Raw genomic sequence first — 22,651 nt, 5'->3', positions numbered from 1 at the left:
ATCAGGCTGTGCGGTCGACGTCGTGCCGCGCACCATCGCGCAGGTCGTGTGGTCCCCACTTGGTCCCCGGGACGCTGACACGCTCGACGACCTCAGCACGCGGTTTAGGAAGGCGACAGCGGCAGTGTGACCACTGTGGCCGCAACCTGCGCGGGCCAGCTACTTACCGGCTCCCCGGGCCAAGATCATTGCACGTACTCTGCACGAGCTGCGGGCGCCCGAGGACGGCCGGAGGCCGCCCGCAGGGCAGGCCGCGAGCGCGACGGCTACCCCTGACTTGCAAGGATCAAGACTGCTGTCGGCTGGCGTCGGTCGGTACCGCTGACCTGCGCGAGTCGTCGGCCGGTGTAGCTCTCCCCCGGCCCGTGTCGGCCGGCTTGGCTGTACTGATGGCTGTACAGCCAAGCGGCGTCCTACTCGTCGAGGGGTTCGTCACTCCACCGGAACGACGCCTCACCGCCACGAATGTGAAGGATGAAGTCGGCGACCTCCTGGCCGTCCGGCTTGACCAAAGCGACCGTCCGACAGATCTGAGCCTGGACCGCCTCCCACGTGTCAACGTCCAGGTCGCCGGTCGAGTCCACCAACTCGACCTCGCGCTGGAAGAGCGGCGCTAGCTCGGCAAAGCCCGGTTCTGGTTCAAAATGCCCTGCAACCCAGGGCTGATCGACACCGTGCACGCGAATCTGGGCGACGACCTCCCCGCCTCGACGGAGCTGCCAGAGCAGGGCGTCCTTATGGTCATTGGGCATGGCCGAACCCTAGAGCACCGTCAGTTTGGAAGATCGTTTCCGACTGCCCTGATCTGTCCGTTGTGCCTGGTCAGGGATGGAGCGGTGATGCCCGCTCTTGCCCGCTGGTGACCGTCTATGGCACGGGCTTATGGCACGTGGCTGGCACGGCTCGCCCCCTACGCGCGGCCGGCCGGCGTCCGCCCCGGCCTTCGGGCCGGGGCGGTTTGCCGTGGCGCCAGGTCACCGCGCGCCTGGACCAGGTACTCCGGTGGCAAGCCGCGAAGCGGCGCGGCAGCGATCGCCCCGCGTTCGACGGTGGCCAGCCACCGACGCGATCGTCCCGGCCTGGCAGACGTTGGGGTGAACTACGGCGGCGGAATGCCTTTGTCTAGATACGAGGACCGTGACCTGGTGGGGGTGCTGTAGTGCCTTGCTGCGGCCTGCATGGACTTGATGAGTGTTGAGCCCGGGTAGTAGCGGCGGTCGGAGTACAGATGCCGGTGGTAGCAGGCCCAGTAGCTCGCCGCTTGCTGGCGCGTGATGGCGAGGAACGACGGGTTCGCGGCGAGTACCTGTCCGTACACGGCGTGCTGCGGGGTCGTGGGGTCGTCGAGTTCGACGAGTTCACGGCGGATGTCGAGCAGGATCTCTAGGACATACTCCCCGACCAGCCGGACTACGAATGGGACCACCCATGGCTCGTTCAGCCTGAGAATGTGCCCAAGCCGTCGCTGCCGTACTCGACCGTCGTGGTGACGTGTGTAGAGGCAGTTGAGGATCGCGAGTTGGGTGGGTGACAGGCTGCGTTCTGTAGCGGCTGGGGGTTCGGCTTCGTAGATCCGGTACGGGATGATCAGTGGCTGCCCGTCGACGGTGACACGGAACGGCAGCGCCGGATTCAAGGGCGGCGGTGGTAAGAGCTTCGTGACGGTCTGCACGTCTCGCTGAAGATGGGCCGGGAAGCCGGCCGCCAGTGATGGCGCGGTAGGGGTACTCGGCGCTGGGCTTTGCACGGTCGGACGGTACAGCGTTCCAGCCCTAGGGACTGGCCGACAGCACGATGCCCCTTCCCCGGGGGTGAAGCCGCGACCGGCCGATGCCGGCCGGAGGCCGCCAGCAGGCCGGTCGCGAGCGGGTCGGCGCCACGCTTGCGTGGCGCCCTTGATCCAAAGAACGAACAATTCGGCAAATGACCCGGGTAGCCACCTGAAACTTGACCGACGGTCAAGGAGCGCCAGCCGCCGCCAACTTGACTGATCTTGGTCCCCAGAGCGCCAAAGAGGGCACATCCATCGATCGAATGCACCCTCTGACCTGCGTCGGGACGGCCGGATTCGAACCGACGACCCCTTGACCCCCAGTTGCCGCACAGCCTCCGGAGGCGGCTGGCCGCCCACGCCGGTCCAGTGGCTGCGCCAGGCCGACGTTGAGGCTGGAGGCAAGCCGGGTGTCAGCAGCGGCGAGTCAGCTGAGCTGCGCGAGGCCGCAAGCGGATCAGGTTGCTGGAGCAGGAGAAGAGGTTCTGCGTCGGGCCGCGGCGTATCTATCACAGGCGAACCTGCCGGGAAAAGGCTCTACCCGCTCGTGAGCGAGCTGGCCGCTGACGGGATCCCCGTGGCGGTGACGTGCCGGGTGATGAAGATCGCTCGTCAGCTCTACTACCGGTGGCTTGCCCGGCTCGGCGGCGACGCCGCGCTCGGTGCCGCTTACCGCACGAACGCGCTGGTGGACGCCCACCGTGATGACCCGGAGTTCGGGTACCGGCTCCTGGTCGATGAGGCCCGCGCCGCCGGACAGGCGATGGCGGAGCGCACCCCCTGAAGGATCTGCTCGGACGGGGGTTGCTCAGTCAGCGAACCCGAACCGGTGCTTCGAGCCAGCACCGATGCGGCGACGACGCGTACGGGCGGCGAACCGGTCACGACGGTGCTCCGCCGCCCTGACGCCAGTTCCGCGACCAGGCCCGCAATCACCTGCCGAGACAAGCCTGCCGTCCGAAGGTTCATCATGATCGCAGCGCCGGCCATGACACGAACATCGATCGTCGAAACTCAAGGATTCGCATCCGTGCACGAGGTCGTTAGGGTGTGGGGGGTGACGACTGCACCCCGGGAGGCGGAGACGCGCACTGGTCCGATCGGCGCACTGCTTTGCCGAGTGATGTTCCTGGCGATCTGTCTGCCCGGACCGGCCCTGCTGTTCGTCGTCGTGTCGCATGGCCTGAGTCTGTCCGCCGCGGACTTCTGGGGCCTGCTCGTCGGGGGCCTACTGGCGATGATCGTCGGTTGCTGCTTCGGAGTTTGGGGCTTGCGGCTGGTCACTCGCTCGCGCCGCGACACGCGGCGGCTCGCCGCTACCGGTGTCGCCGCAACCGCAGAGATTCTCGCCGTGTCCAACTACCTGGGTGGCGAGGATCCCGGGTTGAAACTCCGCGTGCGGATCAGTGGTACTGGGTTTGCCACCTTCGAAGCCGAGACGATCCGCGCTGATGACCCGGCCCTCGTGCCTGGAGCGCACTTGGCCACGGTCGTGGACCCGGAGGAACGTCTCTTTTCGTTCGTGTAGCCGTCTTGCAACCACCGGCTTCGGACGGCCGGTGGCGAGCTGCGCTGCGGCGTGCGCGTAGTGAAGATCATCGTGGTGTTGGCCGGGCCCGGGGCGTGCTGACCAGCGCGGGCAGCGCTGGTGTACATCCTGGCGGGGGGGGGTGCACGGCGGGCCGGGCGTGAACGCGGCGGAAGGCGGCGCTGCTGCACCCCGGTTGCGGACGGTTCCGGGCTGCCGCGGTGCGTGCCGCGGTGGGCCGAATCAGCAGCGCGCCGGACCGGGGCCGCTGCCGCCGCCGATGACCGGCCTGCCCGACGCCACCAACCGGGGTGGTGCGATCGGCGGCCCCGGAACGACCGGCGACGGTTGATCAGGTCCGGCCCAGGCGAGGACCCCGGCCGCCGTGCCGAGCAGGCCGGCGGCCACGCCCACCCGGTGCCGGGAGCGCTCCATCGCCCCAGGGTGTCGCTGTTGATCCTCAGATCACGCGCTACCTGCGCGAGCGACTTCCCGGCCTCCCGCACCATCCGGACCGTGCCCGCGCGGAACTCCGGATCGAACCGGCGTCTCGTCTCAGCCATGGACCTCTGTCCCTCAAGCTCTGGCCTCCACGGTACGAGGGGAACCGCAGTGCGGCTGGACAGCGAGATCGTGGAGGGGTGAGGCGCCAGTGGCGAGGCTCCCGGTCAGGACTGCTGGCCGTGGTGAGCGGGAGCCGGGTGAACGAGCATGTTCGATTCCTTGACACTCAGTATGCGATCGCTAACACTTGTCCGCAACGCGCGCGTAACGAACAGAACACATGCATCCTGTCCCAGCATGACGCGTCGAAACTGCCGGTGCGGCACGTCGCCCACCATCAGAACCGTGATGCCGTCGGGCCGCGCACGCGTCCACATTGTTAGCGCTCACATGGGCAGGGCTACGCCGGAAGGGGGGATCGTTACCGTGGTCGCACGGCGAGTAGCAGCGGCTTCGGCCGCCGGTTTGCCCACCGGATCCGCGGCACCGCCGGACGATCCAGCAGACCGACAGTTCGGAGACACCGGCAGAACCGACCACCGGTGATGGCCGGGCCACGGGACCAACGGCCACCACCACATCCGGCGGGGCAACGGTGGCCGGGTCCTCGGTGTCACCGGCGCGTCCGCAGCGGACGGCGCCCAGATCGTCCGCCGGGGCGACCTCGGCACCAACGCCACTGTGGCGCTTCGACTAGACCACACCGCTTCCACCGACTGTCGGGAGCATCGATGATGCGCTTACGTTCACTCCTCGTGCTTTCCGCCGTGGCCGCCGCCGCTCTCATGGTGGTCGTCGACGGGACGGCACATGCTGCCACCCTGCCGGCCGGCACCCATTCGCTCGAGTCGGTCAACCGAGCCGGTCGGTACGTGCGGCACGTCAACAATCTCGGTCAGCTCGATCCGGTCACCTCCAGCAGCGCCAACCAGACCAAGCTGGATGCCACCTTCACCGTCGTCAACGGTCTGGCGTCCCCGTCCTGCTACTCGTTCCAGACCAGGACCGGCATGTTCCTGCGGCACCGCGACTACCGGCTCCGGGTCGATTCCAACACCGGCGACGCCACCTTTCGGGCCGACGCCACCTTCTGCGCGGTGGACGGCTCGGTCGCCGGATCAGTGGCGCTCACCTCGTACAACTACCCGAACCGGCGGATCCGGCACCGCGACTTCGCGCTCTGGCTCGACACCTACCAGGACACGGCCGCGTTCCGGGCGGACAGCTCCTTCCGCCTCGTCGCGCCGTGGGTGCCCAAAACCACCATGGGCCCGGCGATCCCGGGCCTCTTCGCCGACCCGCACATCACCGCATTCCAAGGGCGCTATTACCTGTACCCGACCACCGACGGCTACGCGAGCTGGGCCGGCACCTACTACAAGGCGTTCTCCTCCACCGACCTGGTCAACTGGACCGACCACGGCGTCATCCTCGACCACGGCCCGGACGTGTCCTGGGCGGACAACTCGGCCTGGGCGCCGGCGGTGGCCAGCGCCAACGGCCGCTACTACCTCTACTTCAGCGGCGGCGCGGCCAGCGGCAACACCGCCAAACAGCTCGGCGTGGCCGTGGCCGACAGCCCTGCCGGGCCGTTCCGCGACGCGCTGGGCCGACCGCTCATCCGTAGCGACCAGTTCTCCGGTGGACAGGCGATCGATCCGATGGTTTTCACCGACGACGACGGCCGGTCCTACCTGTACTGGGGACAGGGCGTCGCGCGGGCGGTGCGGCTGAACATCGACATGGTCTCCTTCGACGCGGCGCAGGCGCGGGTCATCACGCCGTCCGGCTACAACGAGGCGCCATTCGTGTTCAAGCGCAACGACCGGTATTACTTCATGTGGTCGGAGAACGACACGCGCAGCGAGGACTACCGGGTCGCGTACGCCACCGGCTCCTCGCCCCTCGGGCCGTGGACCAGGCGCGGCGTGGTGCTGCAGAAGCGGCTCGAGGTCGGCATCAAGGGCACCGGTCACCACTCCGTGGTCCGCGCACCCGGCAGCGACACCTGGTACATCGCCTACCACCGGTTCGTCGTGCCGGCCGGCAACGGCACCAACCGCGAGACCGCCGTCGACCGGATGGAGTTCGACGCCGACGGCACCATCCGCCCCGTCGTACCGACCCTCTAGCTGACTTGAACGCCCCTCCGTGAAGGAGAGATACCCATGTCGAGAGTCCTTGCCCGGCTGGGCGCGGTGTCGGCCGCCGCGTGCCTGCTGTTCACCACCTGGTCGGTGGCGACGCCGAAGGAGGCGGCCGCGCTCGACCCGACCGTCGGCTACCTGATGGCGCACTTCACCGGCGAGTCGTCGACCGATCAGCAGATCTATCTCGCCCACAGCACCGACGGCCTGCGCTGGACGGACCTCAACAACGGTGGGCTCGTGCTGCGTTCCACCGTCGGCACCCGTGGCGTCCGCGACCCCGCTCTGGTCCGCTCGCCCACCGGCGACCGGTATTGGATCGTCGCCACGGACCTGTGCATCGGCTGCGGCCAGGACTGGTCGACCGCGATCAACAACGGCAGCCGTAGCCTCGTCGTGTGGGAGTCCACCGACCTGGTCAACTGGTCGGCGCCGTGGCTACTGAACGTCGCCGGAGCGATCCCGGACGGACGAAATGCCTGGGCTCCGGAGGCGATCTGGAACCCGGCCACCGGCGACTACGTCCTCTACTGGTCGACGAACGTCCCGCTCAACGGGGCGACCAAGCATCGCGTCTACTCCGCGCGCACGGCGAACTTCCGCAGCATCACGGCCCCGCAGATCTACATCGACCGGCCCGGCAGCCAGGAGATCATCGACACCCAGATCGTCGAGGTGCCGGCCGGCGTGGGCGCCTACCGCTACGTCCGGGCCTCCCGGGACGGCCAGATCACCGTCGAAGGCAGCAACTCCATCCTCGGCACCTGGACAAACCTCGGAAACCTGTCCGGCCTCGGGCTGACCGGCTCCCAGGTCGAGGGTCCGATGTGGCTGAGGTTCAACAACCGCGAAGAGTGGGTGCTCTACCTTGACCAGTACGCGTCCGGGCGCGGCTACCTGCCCGTTCTGACCACCAACCCGTCGAACCCCGGCGGCTTCCGACTGCCGGCGTCCGGCTCGTACGCCATGGGCGGCACCAAGAAGCGGCACGGTTCGATCCTCAACCTGACCGCTGCCGAGCAGAGCCGCGTGCTCGCCCGCTGGGGTACCACCGCGGCCAGCCGGATCCAGTCGTACAACTTTCCGGACCGGTACGTGCGGCACGCCGACTACGACGCCCGCATCGATTCGAACGTCAGCCCCGCCCAGGACGGCCAGTGGCGGCTGGTACCCGGCCTGGCCGGCTCCGGCACGGTGTCCATCCAGTCGGTCAACTTCCCCGGCTACTACCTGCGCCACTACGGGTTCGACTTCCGGCTGGAAGCCAACGACGGCACCGCCGTCTTCGCCGCCGACGCCACCTTCCAGCAGGTCGCCGGCCTCGCCAGCTCCTCCTGGACGTCGTTCCGGTCCCACAGCCACCCGGACCGCTACATCCGGCACTCCAACTACCTGCTCCGACTCGATCCGATCACCGACGCGCAGGGCCGTACCGACGCCACCTTCCGCGTCACCAACTGAACCCGGCCCCTGGACAGCCTCCGCCGGACGAGGTTCCGGCAGGGCGACGTCAAGGCCCGCCCGTTCGCCCGAGTGTGAGGAGACAACATGAGGTTTCGGAAGGATCGGAGGGGGACCTGTCCTCCACGACACGAACTTCCGCAGGCCGACAGGGGTGCTCCGCGATCCGAGCATCATCAAGCGCGATGGCACCTACTACGTCGCGTACACGTGGCAGTCCTGGACGACGAACTCGACCTACTTCGCCGTCGCGCGCAGCACCGACCTGCGGAACTGGACGAACATCGCCACCGTGCCGTCGGGCATCTCCAGCACCCGGAACGTGTGGGCGCCGGAGTTCTACGTCGAGGGCGGCACCGTCCGGGTCATCGTGAGCGTCCGGCAGAGCACGAACCCGAGCGGCTTCCGGCCGTACGTCTACACCGCCCAGAACTCGGGCCTCACGTCATGGAGTGGCCCGCAGCAGATGAGCGGCCTGGGCTACAACTACATCGACACCTACGTCGTGAAGTCCGGCAGCACCTACCACGCCTTCACGAAGAACGAGAGCACGAAGTACATCGAGCGATGGACGAGTAACAGCCTGACCAGTGGCTGGACCCGCCAAGGCACCCTGTGGAGCTCTGGGACCGGCCTGAGCCTGGTGGGCTGCTCCAGCTGCCGCCACGGCACGGCGATCCCGAAGTGACCTGGCCCGTTCGGGGTCGTCCGAGCGGCTCGCGCACGCCGGTCACCCCAGTCAGCTCGGTCGGTCGTCGCCTCGCCACGTCGATCGCGTTCGTCGAAAGGACCCGTGTCATGCGCATACGTACACGATCCATGGTCACCGCGTTGGTCACCGTTGTCGTGCTCAGCGTCGGTATGAGCGTCGTCTCCACCCCGAGCAGCGCCGCTCCTGGCGCGTCGTTCCAAAATCCCGTCGTCGGTACGCCCAACAGTGCCGACCCGTGGCTCGGCTACCACAACGGCAACTACTACTACACGGCCACCACCTGGACAGGGAACATCTACATCCGTAAGGCGTCGACCCTTGGCGGCCTGCGCACCGCGCCGGAGACCCGGGTGTTCACGATGTCGCAGCCGAACGCGACGTCGAACATGTGGGCGCCGAGCATGCACCTGCTCGACGGCCCGAACGGGCAGCGCTGGTACCTCTACTACTCGGCCGGGCCGAGCGCGTGCTGCGGCGGGCAGCGTCAGCATGTGCTGGAGAGCGCGGGAACCGATCCGATGGGCCCCTACACCTATCGGGGCCCGCTCACTCTGATGCCGAACAACGGCTGGTCGATCGACGGCAGCGTCATGACGGTCAGCGGAGTGAACTACTTCGTGTTCTCCGCGTTCAACAACAACTCCGGGTTCGAGAACGGCGGCCTGCAGAGCCTGTACATCACGCGTCTGACCAACCCGTGGACGCCCGCGTCATTGGGGACGCTGATCTCTGAGCCCACTTTTTCGTGGGAGCGCCAGGGCAACCCCGTCAACGAAGGCCCCTACCCGTTGCAACGCGCCGGCCGCACATTCCTCACCTACTCGGCCAGCTACTGCGGCACACCCGACTACAAGATCGGAGCACTCGAGCTGACCGGCTCCAACCCGCTGAGCCGCACCTCGTGGACCAAACTCACCAACCCGCTCTTCCAACGCAACGACAGCAACGGCGTGTACGGTCCCGCCCACCACTCCTTCTTCACCTCGCCCGACGGCACGGAGGACTGGATCGTCTACCACGCCAACTCCTCGTCCTCCCAAGGCTGCGGGACCACCCGCACCAGCCGCGCACAGCGAATCTCCTGGAACCCGGACGGCACGCCCAACCTAGGCGTCCCCGTCTCCACCTCAAACGTCCTGGCCGGCCCGTCCGGCGAACTCAACAACCCGGGCGCGGTGATCGTCCAACGCTTGCAGTCGTTCAACTTCCAGGACCGCTACGTACGGCACCAGAACCACGCCGTCCGGATCGACCCGAACGTCGACCCGACGCTGGACGGGCAGTTCCGGGTGGTCCCCGGACTGGCGAACAGCGGATCCGGTCACGTGTCGTTCGAGTCGGTCAACTACCCCGGCCACTACCTGCGGCACAACAACTATGTGCTGGTACTCGATCCGAACAACGGCTCGACGACGTTCAGGCATGACGCCACCTTCCGTCAGACGGTCGGGCTGGCGAACTCGTCGTGGTCGTCGTTCCAGTCCTACAACTTCCCCGACCGGTACGTCAGGCACAGCAACTACACGCTACGGATCGACGTGATCAGCACCGACACCGACCGCGCCGACGCCACGTTCCGCCGGACGTCCTGACACCCCGACCCCGTGTTCGAATCCGAATGTTCCTGAACGTGTGGGTTCGAATGCTGGTGTCCCGTTGGCGGTTCCGTTACCGATGTAGCCGAGACGACATCAGTCCGATGTCCGAACCCAGAGAGGTCAGATCCAGTGATGGGACATTTCACGGCACGGACCACGCCGTCTGACGGTTACGGATCAGGGCCGTCGCGGCGCACCCGGCCGGTTCGTCGACTGCTGATCGCCCTGGTGGCCGCGGTGACGGCGATGGTCGGCGGCGTCGTCGTCACGTCGTCGCCGGCCACCGCCGCCACCCGCCAGTTCCGCGGCATGAACTGGGCCGTGCTGGGTGACAACTTCAGCACCGGCCCGCTCGTCGTGCAGGGCCTGAACTCGTCCGACAGCAACACGACCGTGCGGGCCAAGGCCAACGCGCTCTACGACGACATGGCGTCCACCATGGGGGTCAACACCGTCCGGCTGCCCATCAACACCCACACGGTGGGGACGGCGTGGTGGAACGCCTACCGGGGCGCCATCGACGCCGCCACCGCACGCGGCTTCAAGGTCATCCTCGCCTACTGGGAGGACGGTGCCGCCTCCGGCGGCCGGATCACGAATCTGGCCGCCTGGAACACGATGTGGTCCACGGTGACCAACACGTACGGCTCGAACACCAATGTCTACTTCGAGCCGATGAACGAGCCGCACGGCTACAGCTCGGCGGAGTGGCGCAACGTCGCGGCCGACTGGCTCAGCCACCACAACTCGGCGGTGCCCGGCCGAGTGCTCATCGGCGGCACCGGCTACAGCCAGGACCTGCGCGACGTCTGCAACGACACCCGCTTCAACTCGACGCTGCTCTCCTTCCACCACTACGCCTTCTTCTACAGCCCGATGACCTACGACGCCTTCCGCAGCCACATCCAGACCCGCCTCGGCAACTGCGCCTCCCGCACGGTCGCCACCGAGTTCGGCGCGGCCATGCACACCGGCCTCAACTACGGCGACGCGAACAGCACCGAAAACTTCGTACGCCACATCCGCGCCATGGCCCAGGTCATGCGCGACAACCAGATGGGCGGCACCTACTGGCCCGCGCTCGGCGGCAAGCCGACCGGAAACCTCGGGTACGACGGCTACTCGATGTTCTCGCTCAGCGGCAGCGGCACCGACCTCGGCCTCACCATTCGCAACGCCTCCGGCGCCGAGCGCATCCGGTACGCCTGGGGCGACACCGTCGGCGGTCCCACGCCGCCAGCGTCGTACTACCGGGTCACCGTGCGGCACAGCGGCAAGGCCATGGACGTCCAGTCGCCGAACACCGACAACGGCGCGCGTGTGGGCCAGTACACCTACAACGGCAACGCCTGGCAGCAGTGGCAGTTCCAGGACGCCGGCAGCGGCTACTGGCGCCTCGTCAGCCGGCACAGCGGAAAGTGCCTCGACGTGGTGAGCGCCTCCACCGCCGACGGCGCCGAACTCGTCCAGTACACCTGTGGCACCGGCACCAACCAGCAGTTCCAGATGGTCGCCAACGGCAGCTACTTCCAGCTCCGGGCGCGACACAGCAGCAAGTGCGTGGACGTGCCGGCCGCGTCGACCGCCGACGGCGTGGTCCTCAAGCAGTACACCTGCAACACCGGCACCAACCAGCAGTGGTCGCGCACGGGCGTCTGACGATCGTCTCGACCTGACCACGGACCGCCGTACCGACGCGGACGCCGCCGTCGGGCTCACCCGGGCGCTGGCCAACGAGTGGGCTGCGGACGGTGTGATCGTCAACACGATCGCGCCCGGCTACATCGCGACCGACAACACCGCGGCCCTGCGCGCCGACCCCGACCGGGAACGCGCCATCCGCGACCGCATCCCGGCCGGCCGCTGGGGCGCCCCCGAGGATCTCATGGGCGCGGCGGTCTTCCTCGCCCCCGACGCCGCCCGGTACGTGCACGGAGCCGTCCTTCCGGTGGACGGAGGCTGGCTCGCCCGATAGGAGTGTGCGCAGCGTGGAGACGGATCGGCTGTTCAGCGCCCAGCGGCAGGAGCGCCTGCTCGCCGAACTGCGCGGGCAGGGCGCGGTACGGGTGCGCGACCTCGCCCGCGAGTTCGGCGTCAGCGAGCTCACCATCCGGCGCGACATCACCGCACTCGCCGAACGGGGCCTGGTGTCGAAGGTCCACGGCGGCGCCACGCTGCCAGCCCACAGCAACACCCTCAGCCAGCCCCGCCAGGCTCCGCTCCGCTTCACCATCGGCATGGTCGTGCCGTCGCTCGACTTCTACTGGCCGCCCGTCGTGGCCGGCGCGCGCGCCGCCGCGGCTGCGCTCGGCGTCAGCATCCAACTGCGCGGTTCGAGCTACGACCCCGACGAGGACCGCCGCCAGATGGGCCGTCTCGTGGAGGCGCAACAAGTTCAAGGTCTGTTGCTGGCGCCGAGCCTGGACGGCGACGATGCCGACGAGATCCTCGAATGGATCGGCCACCTGCCGGTCCCGACCATTCTCGTCGAGCGCCAGCCACGCCGGTGGACGCCGACCACCCGGCACATCGAGTGGGTGCGCAGCGACCACTCGCTCGGCCTCGAGATCGCCATCTACCACCTCCGGCAGCAGGGGCACCGACGAATCGGGCTCGTCGTGGCGCAGGGCAGCCCCACTTCGGTCCACCTGCGCCACGCCTGGCAGACAGCCGCCGCCGACCCGAGCACGTCCGGCGCCCTCGCCATGCAGGAGACCGTCACGACGCCCGGCCAGCGGGACGTCATTGTTCGCATCCTGCGGGAATGCCGACTCTCCAGGATCACGGCGTTGATCGTGCACAGCGATCCGCACGCCATCGCGGTCGTCCAGTTCTGCGCCGAGATGGGCATCGCCATCCCCGGTGACCTGGCGATCGTCTCCTACGACGACGAGATCGCCCACCTGGCCGATCCCGCGATCACGGCCGTCCGGCCGCCGAAGAGCCACGTCGGCCGCCTTGCCGTCGAACTCATGGTCTCCCGCCTTCTGAACGGTGAACGCCGGCCACCGCACCGGGTACTACTCGCCCCCGACCTCGTCGTCCGCGGTTCCTCGCTGTCTCTCACGCAACGGCACTAGCCAGCAGGAGGCGGTCACCGACGACGTTCGAACATGCACGTTCATGGATGAGCTGGTTCGGATTGTGGCGTCCTGGTTCGCGGTCGGTTACCAAGATGTCACCCCGGTATGAACCGTCACCGGTCGGCGGTGGGTGGCACCAGGCCTGAGCGTGTCGCTCCGACGCTGGCGGCGGTCGCCGTCCGCCCATGGAAGGACGAACGTAGTGAGACTCAACAGACGGTTCCTGTCACTGGTGGCAGCGCTCACCCTGGCCGGCTCGGCGGTCGTGGCAGTCATCACCGTGGCCGCCGCTCCGGCGCAGGCGGCGCCGGTCACGATCCCGAACGGCACGCAGTTCACCGACACCAACGGCAACGGGCTGCACGCACACGGCGGTGGTGTACTCAAGGTCGGCGGCTACTACTACTGGTTCGGTGAGAACCGCAACGCCAACAACACGTTCCGGGCCGTGTCCGTCTACCGCTCCACCAACCTGCGCGACTGGGAGTTCCGCAACAACGTGCTGACCCAGTCGTCGGCGACGGAGCTGCAGGTGGCCAACATCGAGCGGCCAAAGGTGATCTACAACGCCGGTACCGGACGGTACGTGATGTGGATGCACAAGGAGAACGGCACCGACTACGGCGAGGCCAGGGCCGCGGTCGCCTCGTCGGCCACCGTGGACGGCACCTACACCTACCATGGCAGCTTCCGGCCGCTGGGCCACATGTCGCGAGACATCACGCTCTACAACGACGGCGGCACCGCCTACATGCTCTCCGCCGCCGACGAGAACCGCGACCTGCACATCTACCGCCTCACCGCCGACTACCTCGCCGTGGCCACGTTGGTCGGCAACTTCTGGAACGACGCCAGCCGCGAGGCGCCGGCCCTGTTCAAGCGCGGCAGCACCTACTTCCTGCTCACCTCGGGCCTGACCGGCTGGAGTCCGAACCAGGCCAAGTACGCCACGGCGTCCAGCATCTCCGGTCCGTGGACCGCCATGACCAACGTCGCCGACTCGACCACCTTCCGCTCTCAACCGACCTTCGTGCTCCCCATCCAGGGCACGTCGACGACGAGCTACCTCTACCTGGGCGACCGCTGGGCCGGCGCCTGGGGCGGGCCGGTCAATGATTCCCAGTACGTGTGGTTACCGATCACCTTCCCCTCCGCCACGACCATGAGCCTGAACTGGTATCCCACCATCACCATCGACGCGGCCACGGGTACCGTCACCGGACAGGCACCGCCCTACTACCGCATCAGCAACCGCAACAGCGGCAAGGTGGTGGACGTGCTGGACATGGCCGTCACCGACAACGCCGAAATCAAGCAGTGGTCCTGGAACGACGGTGCGAACCAGAAGTGGGAGTTCCGCGACGCCGGTAGCGGCTACTTCCGGATCGTCAACCAACACAGCGGCAGATGCCTCGACGTCACCGACGCCTCCACCGCCAACAACGCCAACGTCATCCAGTACAGCTGTGGCGGGGGCACCAACCAGCAGTGGCAGTGGGTCGCCACCGGCAGCTACTACCAGCTACGCGCCCGGCACAGCGGCAAATGTCTGGACGTGGTGAGCGGCGGCACCGCCGACGGCACCGACATCACGCAGTACACCTGCGGAACCGGTACCAACCAGCAATGGACACGCAGCCAGTCCTGACACCGCCGTCACGAGCACCCGTACACCTCGCCGCGACAGCGGAGACTCATCTTGGCCTCGACGTGCCGACCGTACGCCGGGCGCCGCGGGCATCGGGCATCGGGCATCGGGCATCGGGCGGGATCGGACAGCGGAGGGCTACCTCGGGCCCTCTCGCCGGGCAGCTGCGCCGCCCGGAGGGGCCACGTGCCGGCCGGCCGCCCAGCGCAATCCCCGTTCGGTGATGGTTCTCACCTGGGGTACCAGGAGGTCGTCGGGACTATGGCCGAGCGTCGACACGAACACCCGACCACGGCCGAAGCGCCGAAGCCACACCACCGGCATCACGGTGCCCGCGGCCTCCGGGACACCGTGATCTCCGGTGAAGGTCGTGGTGGCGAGCACCTCGAGGGCAGGGTCTACATGGCAGTAGTACTGCTCGGTATGGACCTTGAAATCGGTGACGCCGTCCACGATCGCGTGATCGCCTACGATCGTTATGTCGTGGTCGACGAAGTCTCCGGGGTGGCACAGAAAACGGCCGCCGACCATGTACTGGTACCACCGCGCCTCGTAGGCGGTGGCAACGACGCCACCGTGCCAGCCGGCGAAGCCCGCGCCATCTCGGACCCTCCCGACCAGACCCTGCTCCTGGTGTCGGGTCAGCCGGCCGCCGGTCCAGCACTGCACGATCAGGTCGACGGGGGCGAGTGCGGCAGGGTCGCCGTACACGTCAAGGGTCTCCGCGACGTCGACCGTGAATCCGCGCGTGCGCAGATGCCCGATGAACAGGTCCGTGCAAGCTGACGGCTGGTGTCCTTCCCAGCCACCCCGCACCACGAGTGCTCTCAACGTCCACCCCACCTGGTCGGTCGACGGCGCCGCATCGGCCGCCGGCTCGGCGCCTGGCCCGGGCCAACCCTACCCACCGGCTACCTGAGGGAGGAGGTAGCGGCACCCAAACCACCACCGCCGGTGAGGTTCCCCCGGTAGCTCGGAGGCTTTCGATCATGCTCTGTGGCGCCTCCCCTCGACCAGGTCCAACCCCAAGGCCACACCGGCACCGGACCTGGTCAACCGGCAGTTCACCGCCGCCGCCCCGAACCGACTGTGGGTAGCCGACGCCACCCGCATCCCCTGCGGCGAAGGCGCGTTCGGGCTCGCCACGGTGCGGGATGTCTTCCAACCGCAGGACAAGGCAACCATCGTTCAGCCTGAGCCCACCGGCGCCAGGTAACCAACCCTCCGGCGAACCGGGGGAACCTCAGACCCGAAGCCCGTGATACGCCAACTGGCGCGACAGTTCGGGGTGCATCACGAGGCGTTGCGTAACTGGATCCGCCAGGACGTGGCGAGGCCGGTATCCGGCCGTGATCCGCCTGTGGGACAACGCGTGGGCCGAGTTCATCCCGTTACTACGACGTGGAGATCCGCAAGGTCATCTGCTCGACCAACGCGATCGAGTCGCTCAACGCCCGCTACCGGCGGGCGGTCAAGGCGCGGCCACTTCCCGAACGAGCAGGCCGCGTCGAAGTGTCTGTACCTGGTACAAGGTCCCTGGACCCCACCGGATCAGGCAGGATCCGATGGACGATGCGCCGGAAACCCGCGTTGAACGCCTTCGCCATCACCTTCAGCGACCGCTTCCCAGCCGCTGTCTCCACGTTCGTTACGTACGGGAGGGTAGCCGAAGATGACGCCCGGCAGCGTACGCGGCGAGAGTGACCAAGCTTGCGGTGTCCCACGTTGACCCGGAGCGTAGCGTCAAGGGTGTGGGTCGCGGGTCGAGTGCCGTACATCAGAAGTTGACGGAAACGAGGTTCATGCCGCCTGCCCAACCAGATGACGGACCATGCCGGTAATCGAGCGTCGACGGTGCCCTCCGGCACCGCGTGCCCACGACTCGACCGCGCTCGTGCTGCTGGTGTTCGGGTGCGGCGTGCATCGGGTCGACGGGCGGTGGACACTGACGCCAGCGAGCGCCGCCCGCGTCGACACGGCGGTGGCCTACGTAACCGCCAACGAATCCGCCTACCGCACCGGTGCTGCACGGATCCCACGACCCCGCGTCGTCTTCAGCGGTGGCTGGCCGGGACGACACCGCTGCGAGAGCATGCCACCTGCAGGCTGCTGCGAGGGCGATCTGATGCTGAGCCGCGCCCGGGCGGCCGGTCTCGGCCGGTACGCGGACCTGCGGGCCGAGACACGATCGACGAGCACCCTCGAAAACGTCTGGTACGCGATCGAGGACGGACTTCTCGCGGATGTCTCGTTCGACCCGAAACAACCGCTGGGCCTGGTCTCCCACCCCTGGCACCTGCCCCGCGTCAGGTTTCTCACCGCGCGGCTGCTTCGGCTTCCCACCGGCGCGATGCTCGACATCCCGGTGCCGGACGCCACCGCCGCCGGTCCTTCCTGGTCACCGCGCGTGCTGTACGCCGTGGCGCGGCTATGCCTGCTGGGCGCGCGCGATCCGGCCGCGCTGCTGCGCCGCGAGCGGCGACTCCTCGCGCTGGTCGCGAGCCTTACCCACCGACGACACTGATCCGTTGGTGCGGTATCGACCCGCAGCGGTCTGCGGAGTGAGGACCACGCCCACGGGGTACGAAGGTGCCGGCACCGAGGGGACGCCGGCAACGCCGATGGCCGTGCGTCGTGCGCTGTCGAGGAGGTGGCATGACACAGGCCGTCGTGGTCCTGCCGGTATACCAACCGGGTGAGAGGCTCGTCGAACTCGTCGCCGACCTACGTACGGCGGCGCCGCGCATGCCTGTCGTCGTGGTGGACGACGGCAGCGACGCGAACTCTGCGCAGCTGCTGCGGCGGGTCAGCGACCTCGGCTGCACAGTGCGGCGCCTGGACCGCAACCGCGGCAAAGGTAGCGCGCTCAAGGAGGGTTTCCGGTACGTGCTGGCAGCCCATCCGGGAATGGACGTGGTGTGCGCCGACGCCGACGGCCAGCACCGCGCCTCGGACATCCTGCGCCTGGTCGAACGGGTGCGCGACACCAGGAGCATCGTGCTCGGCGTCCGTCAGTTCGACGGTGATGTGCCGCTACGCAGCCGAATCGGCAACGCCGTCACACGGACCTTGTTCAAGGTGAGCACTGGCGTGACGACGTCCGACACACAGACCGGTCTACGGGCCTATCCCCACGAGCTGGTGCGCTGGCTGCTGACGATTCCCGGTGAGCGCTTCGACTACGAGATGGCTGTCCTTGTCGCCGCCGCCCGCAACCGATGCCCGATCGAGCAGGTCACGGTGCCTACCCGGTACCTCGACGGGAACGCCTCCTCGCACTTCGGCGCACTCGTCGACTCCGTACGGACGTACCGGCCGCTGCTGGTGCCCGCCGAGACACCCAGGCACGACGCGCCATGCGCTGGCAACCACTGACATCAAATGGTCGCAGCACAACGATGAGGCAGCCATCTCTCGAGCTGCCGCGAGACGCCGGACGGCGATCACGGCTTTGATCTGATCGGGGATGGACGTGGCCTTGTCGACGGTGCGGGCTGCACCGCGTCGAGTGCCTAGTGGACTGTGAGGCCGTGAGGCCGCCGCTCAGTCGAGATCGCGCAGCAGGATCGAGTCCGCGTCGTCGGTCTGCGGCGGGCAGGCACCCAGAGCGGCATAGACGCCGGCCGCGGCCGCTGCGGTCAGGACCCGGATCGCGGGAGGGTTGAGGTCGTGGAAACCGTCCTGCGTATCGGCGATCAGCTCCTTGACGACCTCGGGTTGCCGGGCGTCCAGGCCGGAAACCAGCCGGGCCGCTGATGACGCCGGCCCGGATGCGGCGAGCACGGCCGCGAGCAGGTGCTCGGTGCCGACGACTCGATGCCGGGCGCCGTCGGCCACTTCCGCCGCCGCGTCGAGCAGCGCCGTCACCCCCGGTCCGACCGTGACGCCGGGCGTGGGTGGGCGGCGTCGCACCCGGTTCCGGGCGTGCCGGAGCAGGGTCCAGGGGTACGCGACGGCTCTGGTCGCCAGGCGGCGCACCGTGCTTAGATCGTCCTCGTAGCCGTACAGCGCCAGAGCCAGGATCAGGTCCCGCGGCAGTACCATGGCACGGCCCACCAGGGCGGCCCCTTCGGCGGCGTCCTCCACCAGCGTGACCGCACTCTTGGACGCGTATCGGGTCCGCGAGGACCGCACCCTCGTCATGACCGCCGGGTCGCCGAACGCGCCCATCGCGACGTAGCCCGCCCAGAAGAGCGGCCGGGCGAGGCGCTTGTCCGGATCGTGCAGCTTCCGCAGCGGGGCGGCCTGCACCGCGTGGAGGCTCTCGACCATGTCGTGGCCGTCGAGAAGGTGTTGGACGAGCTGCCTGTCGACGACGTTCAGGTCCGGGGTGTCGAACGTGGTGACGATGACGCGCTCGGCGCCGGCCCAGAGCATCGCGGGGCCGAGCACGAGCCACTCACCCTCGGCTGCCTGCCTCAGGTCGGCGCTGTCGCAGGCGAGCAAGAGTGCCTGCCTGGGTATGGGATGACGGCGCGCCGCGTCGATGAGATCCGCCGCGCTGAGGATCACGGGCCGCGGATCGGCTCCGGTGCCCGGCTGCACCACCAGGCCTTGCGAAAGCGGGCTGCCGTCGCCGGGGTGGGTGTGGCAGGCGAACACCGCGCTCGACGTGGCTGGCGTTTCCCGCAGGATGGCGCCGAAGCCGTCCAGATCCACCAGGTCCGAGTGTCCTACCGTACGCACCCCGGGCAGTATGTCGCCGAGGCCTCGCACCCCCCGCAGCTGAGCGTGCGGCGGCGCCGAGTCACCGCCCGGGTCGAGGACCGCCAGCTTCAGCGGTGCGTCGCCCGAGGCCCAGACGCGGAGCGCGATGGCGCCCAACAGCGCAGCGGGCGGCGCTATGACCAACCGGCAACGATCGACCAGCCGGACGCTGCGACCGCCGTGGGAGACGGCGATCATCGGCCACGGCACGTTCGCCAGCGCGTGCGCCGGCGCGACAGCGAGCCGGGTCTCTGGCTGATCAATGATTGCGTCCCGCAGGTCCGGCGGGATCAGCTCCCCCAGCCTGCGTGCCAGGTCGGCCTCGACCTGGGCGGGTCCGCACAGCGCCCCTCCAAACACGCGACGGCGGAAGCTGTCGTCCTGCTCGCCGGGATAGCGGATAGGCAGGGCGTCGCGCAGGTCGGCCAGCGTGGCCGCTATGGGGCTGCCAGGTCCGAGGGCGAGCACGCCGCCGGTGACCGGCCCGTCCGGAGGTACCAGCGCCCAGAAGATCCGGTCGGTGACCGACCAGGTGCTCCACCACCATGTGTCCTGCCCGAGCGTGAACCGGGCCATGTCCTCGACGGTGTACGTGTCCGGTCGCTCCCCCGGCCGATACCAGGCCGCTTCCTCGATCCGGGAGACACCGCGGACCCGAACGTACGGGGCGGTCCTGCCGCCGGACGACTCGTCGTCCAGAGGGCTGAGCTGCAGCCGCGCGGACTCGATGAGTTCGGCGAGGGTGGCCCAGTCCCGGCCGGCCACCGCCTGCGCCATGGCCTTCTCGAAGGACACGCTCACAGTCCGCCACCACAGCCGTCGTTCCTCGAGATTCCGCAGGTGATGTCTGGCCCAGTGCAGCGTCGCGAGCGCCTCGATTCGGTTGTTCAGGGCGTCGAGCCGGTGCAGGGGTGTGATCTGGTGGTCGGCCACTTCGTTGAGCTGCGCGGCCGCCTCCATCGGACGGTCCATCCGCAGTAGGAACGACGCCACGTTGTCGTAGCCCTGAAGGTCGACACCCGGATGTCTGCTCCAGCCCGCCCGCAGCTCGGCTCGTTCCATGAGAGCGGCGGCCCGCACGGTCTCGAGGTCGAGGTTGCGTTCCTTGTGTAGGTGCGTGAAGAACCGCATCGGACGGTGGGCGCGGGCGAATCTCGTCAGGTCGAACGCGATCCCCGCGAGAAACCAGGACAGTGCCGGGTCGGTGCGGATCCGCGCCTCGGCGACCAGGCGGACCTGCTCGGCGGCGGCCAGCAGCGTCCGGCGCCGGGGGGTTGCCGGGATACGGCCGGCGATCAGCTCGTCCAACCCCGCCTCCTGCCCGAGGCGGACCCGGACCCGCGCATCGGCGGTGAAAAGCTGCTCGCGCAGCGCCCGGTCGCGTCGTGCGTCGCCGAGCGGCTCCAATGCCTTGAGAGCCTCAGCGGCCGCCGGAACGTTCGCCAGTTCCAGCTCGGCAAGGCAGGTCACCAGGCCGCGCAGGTGCCGAGCATGTGCCGGAAGGTTCCGGACCGCGGCCTTGGCGTCGCCCGGGTGCCCGGCGGCCAGCAACGCCCAGGCAAGCAGCGGCGAGCTGCCTGATTCCAGCAGACGTACGGCTGCGACAGGGCGGTCGATTCGCAGCATTCGCCGCGCCTTGCGGTCCCGGTGTCCGCTACCCGGCACCGGGACGGCAAGCTCTGGTGGCCGCATCAGGTGACCGATGGCGACCCGCGCCGCGAAGCCGGCCAGCACGGTCAGCGGCACCATCCATCCGAAGCCGTCGAGCAGCACCGCCACGGTCAGCGCCACCGCGGCCCACAAAGAGGAACGGCGCGGAATGAGCAGGGCCGCCAGGAGATAGAGCGGCCACAGTGTCGTGGTCGCCGCCGCCAGAACGGCAACGGGCGCCGCCACGGCGAGTGAGAGCGCGACGCGTACACCTCGCCTGGCGGTTTCGAACGACTCGGAGAGGGAAGCCAGCCGCGCGATGGCGGGCCCGATGACGCCAGGTCGGGCTCCGGCGAACCGGTGCTCCCGCGCCGTCAACGCCTCACCACCGGCCGTGATCACCGCCAGGACAACGGCGAGGATCACGAAAACCGCCGGGGCAACGGGCAGGCCGAGGGCCGCAGCGAGGATCGCCCAGCCACCGGGAAGCGGCCACCGTGTCGGGATCTGTCCCGGCGACACCTCATCGCCCAATACGTACTCCGGCTCATCGGGATCGCGTGCGGACACCAGCGGCAGGAACGCCACGGGCCACGCCCAGCCGCTGTCGCCGTTCGCGGCCACGACGATCAGCACCACGACGGCGACGCCTCTCGCAACGACGTGCGCCCGGACGGCGACTCGATGGAGACGATCACCTCTGTCCGTACGGTACGTGCTCGGAGACGCTGCACTACCGGTATCGTCCGAGGCCGGCCGGCTGACCCGCGTCAGATGCCGATCGAGGACCTTCAAAGGTTCGTTCAGCTTCCCCAGCCCAAACGCCTCCGCGATGACGGCGACTAGTTTCGCCTTCTCCACGTCGAAGTGCCGGGCGGTGAGGGCCAAGGCCACCGCGACGTGCGCGGCGCTCGTGCTCTCGAACGAGTACGCGCCGGCCAGGGTCCGGGCGACCTCGACAACGTGGGTCAGCTCGTGCGGGGTGAACAGCAGGCCGGGCCGGCGGAGCGACGCGACCTCGTCGGCCGTGAGCCGCACGATCACGCGGGTCCACTCGGTGCTGTACAGCACGTCGAAGGCCCGCAGGAGGCGGTCCCGGTCGTTCATCCGGATCGGCATGCCGTCCAGAGCCGCAAGGAGCCGCGTCGCGCTGTCGTCAAGTGCGGGCGCTGAGGTCATCCCCGCCTCGGTCATCCGTCGTTGCCCTCGAGGGATTCAGCGCGGCGCCGCAGTTCCGGGAACGACACCGTCATCATCCGGATCTGTGCCCCGCTGAGCACGATCGTGGTTGCCGGGGAACGGGTACGTGCCCCGCCAGGCGCCGTGACCGCGAGCGGACCTTGCAGAGCGATCTCCCGGTCACCGGGATTGACGGCAGTCGAACACATGAGCACAAATCCCTCGACGAGACGACCATCGAGCAGTTCGATCGCCACATACGCCCGGCGGCCGTCCCGGTTCTCGGCCAGCAACGGATGCCAAAGATTGCCCTGCCGAACGACCACCGGCGCGAACCGCCTCACGACCAGCATGCCCATCGCCGCGGCCAGCCCGGTGGCAAGGACGACCTGCAGCAGCCCGCTAAGGATGAGCTGCCACGGATGCGCGCGGAAATAGCCCGGGCCCACGATGAGACCTTGCAACGGCAGCAGCGCGGACGTGAGCTGCGCGGCGAATAGCAGAAGCAACGCGGTGATCGCGCTGGCGATCAACCCGAGCGAGACGATCTCGAGCGTCTCGCGGACCGGACTGACCGCGTCGCGAGGGCTTCGCCGTTCCATTGCCCGCAGACCGGCATAGCCCGGAGCGGCCGCAAAGGCGAGGATGAGCAGGGCGGCCAAG

General features: G+C 68.5%; 18 protein-coding genes and 1 pseudogene. 13 read left to right on the top strand and 6 right to left on the bottom strand.

The genetic code is table 11. The annotated features are described in order from the left end of the window. Window positions 1-413: 413 nt before the first annotated feature. Window positions 414-752, bottom strand: a complete 339-nt coding sequence (locus AC0OO9_RS26305; RefSeq protein WP_484513098.1) for a hypothetical protein — start codon at window positions 750-752, stop codon at window positions 414-416. Window positions 753-1,099: 347 nt separating this feature from the next. Further along, the gene (locus tag AC0OO9_RS26300; RefSeq protein ID WP_484513096.1) at window positions 1,100-1,672 is read right to left on the bottom strand and encodes a hypothetical protein; all 573 of its coding nucleotides are present in this window, start codon (window positions 1,670-1,672) and stop codon (window positions 1,100-1,102) included. A gap of 646 nt (window positions 1,673-2,318) precedes the next feature. On the opposite strand from AC0OO9_RS26300, the gene AC0OO9_RS26295 reads away from it, so the two are divergent. Together AC0OO9_RS26295 and AC0OO9_RS26290 are read left to right on the top strand one after the other, a co-directional pair. Further along, on the top strand, window positions 2,319-2,555 hold the full coding sequence (locus AC0OO9_RS26295; protein ID WP_484513095.1) for a hypothetical protein: 237 nt from the start codon (window positions 2,319-2,321) through the stop codon (window positions 2,553-2,555). A gap of 273 nt (window positions 2,556-2,828) precedes the next feature. Further along, complete coding sequence (locus tag AC0OO9_RS26290) at window positions 2,829-3,299, top strand: hypothetical protein (RefSeq protein ID WP_484518125.1); 471 nt, start codon at window positions 2,829-2,831, stop codon at window positions 3,297-3,299. A 243-nt stretch (window positions 3,300-3,542) separates the two neighbouring features. On the opposite strand, the gene AC0OO9_RS26285 is transcribed toward AC0OO9_RS26290, so the two are convergent. After that, on the bottom strand, window positions 3,543-3,734 hold the full coding sequence (locus AC0OO9_RS26285) for a hypothetical protein (protein WP_484518124.1): 192 nt from the start codon (window positions 3,732-3,734) through the stop codon (window positions 3,543-3,545). A gap of 824 nt (window positions 3,735-4,558) precedes the next feature. Between AC0OO9_RS26285 and AC0OO9_RS26280 the strand changes: the two genes are divergently transcribed. The 8 genes from AC0OO9_RS26280 (at window position 4,559) to AC0OO9_RS26245 (ending at window position 14,452) form a co-directional block, all read left to right on the top strand. Beyond that, on the top strand, window positions 4,559-5,935 hold the full coding sequence (locus AC0OO9_RS26280) for a family 43 glycosylhydrolase (protein ID WP_484513094.1): 1,377 nt from the start codon (window positions 4,559-4,561) through the stop codon (window positions 5,933-5,935). Between the two features lie 36 nt (window positions 5,936-5,971). Further along, the gene (locus tag AC0OO9_RS26275; protein WP_484513092.1) at window positions 5,972-7,411 is read left to right on the top strand and encodes a glycoside hydrolase family 43 protein; all 1,440 of its coding nucleotides are present in this window, start codon (window positions 5,972-5,974) and stop codon (window positions 7,409-7,411) included. A gap of 154 nt (window positions 7,412-7,565) precedes the next feature. Next, window positions 7,566-8,099, top strand: coding sequence for a family 43 glycosylhydrolase (locus tag AC0OO9_RS26270; protein WP_484513090.1), 534 nt, complete (start codon window positions 7,566-7,568; stop codon window positions 8,097-8,099). Window positions 8,100-8,209: 110 nt separating this feature from the next. Then, complete coding sequence (locus AC0OO9_RS26265; protein ID WP_484513089.1) at window positions 8,210-9,715, top strand: family 43 glycosylhydrolase; 1,506 nt, start codon at window positions 8,210-8,212, stop codon at window positions 9,713-9,715. Between the two features lie 234 nt (window positions 9,716-9,949). Further along, window positions 9,950-11,380 carry an RICIN domain-containing protein gene (locus AC0OO9_RS26260; protein ID WP_484513087.1) on the top strand — a complete coding sequence of 477 codons (1,431 nt, stop codon included), beginning with the start codon at window positions 9,950-9,952 and terminating at the stop codon, window positions 11,378-11,380. 13 nt (window positions 11,381-11,393) lie between these two features. Further along, window positions 11,394-11,696, top strand: coding sequence for an SDR family oxidoreductase (locus AC0OO9_RS26255; protein WP_484518054.1), 303 nt, complete (start codon window positions 11,394-11,396; stop codon window positions 11,694-11,696). Window positions 11,697-11,709: 13 nt separating this feature from the next. Continuing rightward, window positions 11,710-12,801, top strand: a complete 1,092-nt coding sequence (locus tag AC0OO9_RS26250; RefSeq protein ID WP_484513085.1) for a LacI family DNA-binding transcriptional regulator — start codon at window positions 11,710-11,712, stop codon at window positions 12,799-12,801. A 205-nt stretch (window positions 12,802-13,006) separates the two neighbouring features. Next, a complete protein-coding gene (locus tag AC0OO9_RS26245) occupies window positions 13,007-14,452 on the top strand; it encodes an RICIN domain-containing protein (protein ID WP_484513083.1) in 1,446 nt (481 codons plus the stop codon). Window positions 14,453-14,590: 138 nt separating this feature from the next. Here AC0OO9_RS26245 and AC0OO9_RS26240 read toward each other — a convergent pair whose 3' ends face one another. After that, on the bottom strand, window positions 14,591-15,283 hold the full coding sequence (locus AC0OO9_RS26240; protein WP_484513082.1) for a ThuA domain-containing protein: 693 nt from the start codon (window positions 15,281-15,283) through the stop codon (window positions 14,591-14,593). Window positions 15,284-15,792: 509 nt separating this feature from the next. Between AC0OO9_RS26240 and AC0OO9_RS26235 the strand changes: the two are divergent. The 3 genes and pseudogenes from AC0OO9_RS26235 to AC0OO9_RS26225 form a co-directional block, all read left to right on the top strand. After that, a pseudogene (locus AC0OO9_RS26235) lies at window positions 15,793-16,156 on the top strand (transposase); the annotation flags it as partial. Window positions 16,157-16,346: 190 nt separating this feature from the next. Further along, window positions 16,347-16,976, top strand: coding sequence for a YdcF family protein (locus AC0OO9_RS26230; RefSeq protein WP_484513080.1), 630 nt, complete (start codon window positions 16,347-16,349; stop codon window positions 16,974-16,976). Between the two features lie 131 nt (window positions 16,977-17,107). Beyond that, complete coding sequence (locus AC0OO9_RS26225) at window positions 17,108-17,827, top strand: glycosyltransferase family 2 protein (RefSeq protein WP_484513079.1); 720 nt, start codon at window positions 17,108-17,110, stop codon at window positions 17,825-17,827. A 168-nt stretch (window positions 17,828-17,995) separates the two neighbouring features. Here the strand turns inward: AC0OO9_RS26225 and AC0OO9_RS26220 are convergent, their stop codons facing one another. Beyond that, window positions 17,996-22,003, bottom strand: a complete 4,008-nt coding sequence (locus AC0OO9_RS26220) for a CHAT domain-containing protein (RefSeq protein ID WP_484513078.1) — start codon at window positions 22,001-22,003, stop codon at window positions 17,996-17,998. Then, complete coding sequence (locus tag AC0OO9_RS26215) at window positions 22,000-22,650, bottom strand: DUF6338 family protein (protein WP_484513076.1); 651 nt, start codon at window positions 22,648-22,650, stop codon at window positions 22,000-22,002. Before AC0OO9_RS26215 ends, AC0OO9_RS26220 begins: the two co-directional genes overlap by 4 nt. Window position 22,651 lies beyond the last annotated feature (1 nt).

This window comes from Micromonospora sp. USAFONa4, assembly GCF_057197825.1.
The sequence above is the reverse complement of the archived record's forward strand: the minus strand, read 5'-3'. Positions and strand labels throughout refer to the sequence as shown.